The following is a 5,306-nucleotide window of genomic DNA, read 5'->3' as shown; positions in this document are numbered from 1 at the left end:
CATCTTGCCGCGCGCCGCGACGATGTCCGACACCGCCCGACGCACCCCGTCGACACCGTGCTCCTCGCGCAGCTGACGGTAGGACGCGGCGTCGAGGTTCAGGCGATCGACGTCCAGGAGCACCTCGTCGGCCCCGCACACCGGGGTGGCGTCGAGCCGGTACGCCTGCTGCGGCAAGACCCCCACAGGATCGAGGACGCGATGCAGACCGTACGGCGAGGTCATGGAAATCCTTCGGTCGACAGGGCCGGTGACGCGCATATCTTCACGTGAACCCGCCAGAATCCGCAAGGGTCACACTGTGGAGGACCGAACGGACCACAAACACCCCCGCCACCACCCCCGCCACCACACCCACCACCACGACGAACGGCCCCCGCGACGACACACACCGCGGGGGCCGAACACACACCTCGGATCAGGCAGGCACCACCTGACGGAACCACCGAACCCCGTACGGCCCCACCTCCACCACCGCCGTACCGTCCTTCTTCGGCTTCACCGTGCCGTCCACCAGCAGATCCGTCAGCACACCCTCCACCTTCGGCACCTCCACCACCGCATCCCGATCCGCCAGGTTGTGCACCGCGATCACCGTCCCACCGTCGATCTCACACCGGTGCGCGAACACCGCCGGATCCGCCGAATCGATCACCGAGAACGCCCCCCACGCCAACTCCGGACACTCCCGATAACGCTCCACCAACAACCGCACCCACCCCAACAACGACTCCGGATCACGCCGCTGCTCATCCACCGCGTCCCACCACATCGGCGTCCGCACCGCCAACCGGCCCTCCTGCGACAAGTCCTCCGTCATCCCCACCTCCTCGCCGTAGAACAACACCGGCGTGCCGGGCAACGAGAACAACAGGCTGTACACCATCCGGATCCGCCGCAGATCACCCCCCAACATCGACGGCAACCGCCGCCGCAACCCCCGCCCGTACAACTGCATGTCCTCATCCGGACCGAAAGCCGCGAACACCTCCTGCCGCTCCGGCTCCGTCAACTTGTCCAACGTCAACTCGTCGTGATTCCGCACGAACGTCGCCCAATGACAATCCCGCGGCGGCTGCGGACGCTCCTTCAACGCATGCGTCAACGGACTCGCCTCCTGCCGCGCCAACGACAAGTACATCTGCTGCATCCCGATGAAGTCGAAACACATGTGCAACTCGTCGCCCACACCGTCCGCCCCACCGAAGAACGCCATCGCATCCGTGTACGGCAGGTTCACCTCACCCAACAGGATCGCCTCACCGTTGCGCCGCGACAGGAACGCCCGCAGATCAGCCAGGTACTCGTGCGGATCCGGCAACGCCTCCACCGGCGCCTCCAACAAGAACGGCACCGCGTCCACCCGGAACCCCGACAACCCCAACTCCATCCAGAACCCCATCACCCGCGCGATCTCATCCCGCACCTGCGGGTTCGCCACGTTCAGATCAGGCTGGTGCCGGTAGAACCGGTGCAAGTAGTACTTCTTCGCCTTCCGGTCGTACGTCCACAACGACGTCTCCTTGTCCGGGAACACCACACCCTCGTGCGCGTCCGCCGGCGGCTCGTCCGCCCACACGTACCAGTCGTGGAACGGACTCTTCGGATCCCGCGCCGCCTGGAACCACGGGTGCTGATCCGACGTGTGGTTCACCACCAGGTCCGCGATCACCCGCATCCCCCGGTCACGCGCCGTCCGCACGAACTCCACGAAATCACCCATCGTCCCCAACCGCGGGTCGATCCCGTAGAAATCCGTGATGTCATAACCGTCATCCCGATCCGGCGTCGGGAAGAACGGCATCAACCACAAACACGTCACACCCAACCGGTGCAAGTGATCGATCTTGTCGATCAACCCCCGGAAATCACCGTGCCCGTCACCATTCGAATCGTGGAACGTCTCCACGTCCAAGCAGTACACCACGGCGTTCTTCCACCACAAATCAGAAGTCTGCGTCAACCTCACGACCGCACCTCCGGCAGCACCCGCTCGCCGAACGCGTCCAGGAACCGCTCCTGCTCCCGACCCACGTGGTGCAGGTACACCTCCTCGAACCCCAACTCCACGTAATCCCGGATCGTCTTCGCGTGCAACCCCAGATCCGACGACACGTTCACCACCTCCGCCACCCGCTCCACCGACACACCCTCCGACACCACGTCGAAGTGCTCCGCCGTGTCCAAGTCCCAGCAGATCGGCGGCGGGAACACATTGCTCCGCCACTGCTCGTGCGCCACCGCCCGCGCCTCGTCCTCCGACTCCGCCCAACTCAAGTGCACCTGCAAGTGCAACTTCCCCCGACCACCCGCATCCCGATAAGCCCCCACCACCCGCTCCAACTGCTCAGGCGGCGCGTTCACCGTGATCAACCCATCCGCCCACTCCGCACACCACCGCGCCGTCTCCGGACTCACCGCCGCACCCACCAACAACGGAGGCTCCTCCGGCCGCGTCCACAACCTCGCCCGATCCACCGTCACCAAACCGTCGTGACTGACCTCCTCACCCGCCAGCAGAGCGCGGATCACCTCCACGCACTCCCGCAACCGGGCGTTCCGCACCTCCTTGCGCGGCCAACCCCCACCCGTGATGTGCTCGTTGCTCGCCTCACCACTGCCCAACGCCGCCCAGAAACGACCCGGGTACATCGCACCCAACGTCCCGATCGCCTGCGCGATGATCGCCGGGTGATACCGCTGACCAGGCGCGTTCACCACCCCGAACGGCAAACTCGTCGCCTGCAACGCCGCACCCAACCACGACCACGCGAACGCCGACTGCCCCTGCCGCGCACTCCACGGCGAGAAGTGGTCCGAACTCATCGCCGCGTCGAAACCGACCCGTTCAGCCTGCTCCACCGCGGCCAACAACGCGGACGGATGAATCTGCTCGTGCGAAGCGTGCACACCGATGACGGTCATGCCGTCACACGTACCCAACCACCCCGCCGACCAACCGAACCACCACCAGCCCCAGGTCAGGGCAGCTCCACCCGACCCGACGACGACCCCGACCCACCCGGAGACGACTCCGGACGCACCTCCACCACCGCACCGTCCACCACCACGCCACCCGCCACCGGACCCCGCCCGTACCGCAGGTCCAACACCAACGCCCGCTCCCGCTCCTCCGCACGCCGCGCCATCCGCCGACTCACCAACCGCCGCACCGGCGGCACCAACAACAGCAAGCCCACCACATCACTCACGAACCCCGGCACCACGATCAACACCCCCGCCGCCGCGATCAACACCCCGTCCGCCACCTCCTGGTGCGGCGCACGACGCGACCGCACCGCCTCCGAGAACGCCCCCAACACCCGCACACCCTCACGCCGCAACAACACCGAACCCACCACACCACCCAGCACCAGCAAACCCAAGGTCGGCAACAGACCCCACGCCCCGAACGCCGCCACCAAAGCGGTGACCTCCACCGCCAACCCGATCACGACCACCGACAACACGCGCATACCCCTCCCAACGCACCAACCCCCCAAAACGCTCCCCGCCGGAATATTTACGCCTGATCAGGCATCTGGCAGCATATCTTCCGCCACCACGAGGGTAGGGAGCATGGATGACCGCGCTGCACGAGGCCACACCCACCACCCACCGACCTGACCTCCAGCCCTACACCTACCGGCGCCGGGAACTCGTCGAACCCGACTGGCGCCGCCTCCCCGGCTGGCACCACGTCACCGACACCCAGTGGCGCGACGCCCAGTGGCAACGCGCCAACTGCGTCAAGAACCCCAAGCAGCTCCGCACCCTCATGGGCGACCTGCTCACCGACCGCTTCTACGACGACCTCACCGCGGACCAGCAGCACTCCGCCACCATGTCCATGCTCATCCCGCCCCAGATGCTCAACACCATGGCCCCCGACGCCCCCCAAGACCCCGAGGCGTTCACTCAGGCCTTCCTCGACGACCCCGTCCGCCGCTACATGCTCCCCGTCCGATCAGACCGCGACCCCCACTGGCCCAGCCACCCCCACTCCTCCCGCGACTCCCTCCACGAGGCCGAGATGTGGGTCGTCGAAGGCCTCACCCACCGCTACCCCACCAAAGTCCTCGCCGAACTCGTCTCCACCTGCCCCCAGTACTGCGGCCACTGCACCCGCATGGACCTCGTCGGCAACTCCACCCCCCAGGTCCAGAAGCACAAGCTCGCCCTCAAACCCGTCGACCGCCAAGACCAGATGATCGACTACCTCAAACGCACACCCGGCGTCCGCGACGTGGTCGTCTCCGGCGGCGACGTCGCCAACGTCCCCTGGCCCCAACTCGAGTCGTTCCTCATGCGACTCCTCGACATCGACACCGTCCGCGACATCCGACTCGCCACCAAAGCCCTCGCCGGACTACCCCAGCACTGGCTCCAACCCAAGGTCGTCGAAGGCCTCGAACGCGTCGCCCGCACCGCCGGCCGCCGAGGCGTCAACCTCGCCATCCACACCCACGTCAACCACGCCCAGTCCGTGACCCCGCTCGTCGCCGAAGCCGCCCGCACCGCACTCGAAGTCGGCGTCCGCGACGTCCGCAACCAAGGCGTGCTCATGAAGGGCGTCAACGCCACCCCGGACGACCTGCTCGACCTCTGCTTCGCACTCCAAGGCGAAGCGAACATCCTGCCGTACTACTTCTACATGTGCGACATGATCCCCAACGCCGAGCACTGGCGCGTCGCCGTCTGGGAAGCGCAGGAACTCCAGCACGCCATCATGGGCTACCTGCCCGGCTACGCCACCCCGCGCATCGTCTGCGACGTCCCCTACGTCGGCAAGCGCTGGGTCCACCAACTCCACGAGTACGACCGCGAGCTCGGCATCTCCTACTGGACCAAGAACTACCGCACCGGCATCGAGCTCGACGACCCCGAAGCCCTCGACCGCCGGTACCCGTACTACGACCCGATCTCCACCCTCGGTGAGACCGGCCGCCGCTGGTGGTCCGAGCAAGCCTGACCCCCCAGCTCGGAAGCCCGGACCTCCCGGGCTTCCGAGCTGTTTTTCCTGTGCCTCCGTGACTTGCACCGATGGTGAGTGTTTTGATTCAGTTAACACTGAAGTTATTGAGATAATCAAGCTGCCACGGGTGCGTGGTTGGCAACCAGGAGCGATCCAGTCCTGCGACCTCCTTCGCACTGGAAGCCCGACCGGCACACCGCGTTCGGCCTCGACGAGAGCCTCTTCCAGACCGAGGCCGACGGGCGCTTGCCCACCGTGCTCGACCGCCTGCCCCGACATCCGTCCGGTCCACGACACCTCGACCGCTCCCCTATCCCCTCGACCGGCTGGC

5 protein-coding genes and 1 pseudogene are annotated in these 5,306 nt (G+C 66.5%); 2 read left to right on the top strand and 4 right to left on the bottom strand.

What is annotated here, in order from left to right:
* The 4 genes and pseudogenes from AB0G02_RS27475 to AB0G02_RS27460 form a co-directional block, all read right to left on the bottom strand.
* Nucleotides 1-291, bottom strand: a pseudogene (locus tag AB0G02_RS27475) (hypothetical protein); the annotation flags it as partial.
* 127 nt (nucleotides 292-418) lie between these two features.
* Nucleotides 419-1,969, bottom strand: a complete 1,551-nt coding sequence (locus tag AB0G02_RS27470) for an alpha-amylase family protein (protein WP_360799143.1) — start codon at nucleotides 1,967-1,969, stop codon at nucleotides 419-421.
* Entirely contained in the window at nucleotides 1,966-2,925 is a 960-nt protein-coding gene (locus AB0G02_RS27465; protein ID WP_360799141.1) for a TIGR03885 family FMN-dependent LLM class oxidoreductase, read from the bottom strand. Before AB0G02_RS27465 ends, AB0G02_RS27470 begins: the two co-directional genes overlap by 4 nt.
* A 56-nt stretch (nucleotides 2,926-2,981) precedes the next feature.
* Complete coding sequence (locus tag AB0G02_RS27460) at nucleotides 2,982-3,476, bottom strand: FxsA family protein (protein WP_360799138.1); 495 nt, start codon at nucleotides 3,474-3,476, stop codon at nucleotides 2,982-2,984.
* A 107-nt stretch (nucleotides 3,477-3,583) separates the two neighbouring features.
* Between AB0G02_RS27460 and AB0G02_RS27455 the strand changes: the two genes are divergently transcribed.
* Nucleotides 3,584-4,972 (top strand): lysine 2,3-aminomutase, encoded by a 1,389-nt coding sequence (locus AB0G02_RS27455; RefSeq protein WP_360799135.1) that lies wholly within the window; start codon nucleotides 3,584-3,586, stop codon nucleotides 4,970-4,972.
* A gap of 138 nt (nucleotides 4,973-5,110) precedes the next feature.
* Nucleotides 5,111-5,306 (top strand): hypothetical protein (locus tag AB0G02_RS27450; RefSeq protein WP_360799132.1); only part of this gene is annotated, 196 nt, incomplete at its 3' end.

Origin of the sequence: Actinosynnema sp. NPDC023658 (assembly GCF_040639995.1) — a bacterium.
In the GTDB taxonomy this organism is placed as follows: Bacteria; Actinomycetota; Actinomycetes; order Mycobacteriales; family Pseudonocardiaceae; genus Actinosynnema.
This window is presented reverse-complemented; position numbering and strand designations above follow the sequence as displayed.

What these genes read in the sequence shown, in the direction of transcription:
- AB0G02_RS27465 (WP_360799141.1), bottom strand. Translation starts at nt 2,925, where the DNA reads ATGACCGTCATCGGTGTGCACGCTTCGCACGAGCAGATTCATCCGTCC.
- AB0G02_RS27460 (WP_360799138.1), bottom strand. Translation starts at nt 3,476, where the DNA reads ATGCGCGTGTTGTCGGTGGTCGTGATCGGGTTGGCGGTGGAGGTCACC.
- AB0G02_RS27455 (WP_360799135.1), top strand. Translation starts at nt 3,584, where the DNA reads ATGACCGCGCTGCACGAGGCCACACCCACCACCCACCGACCTGACCTC.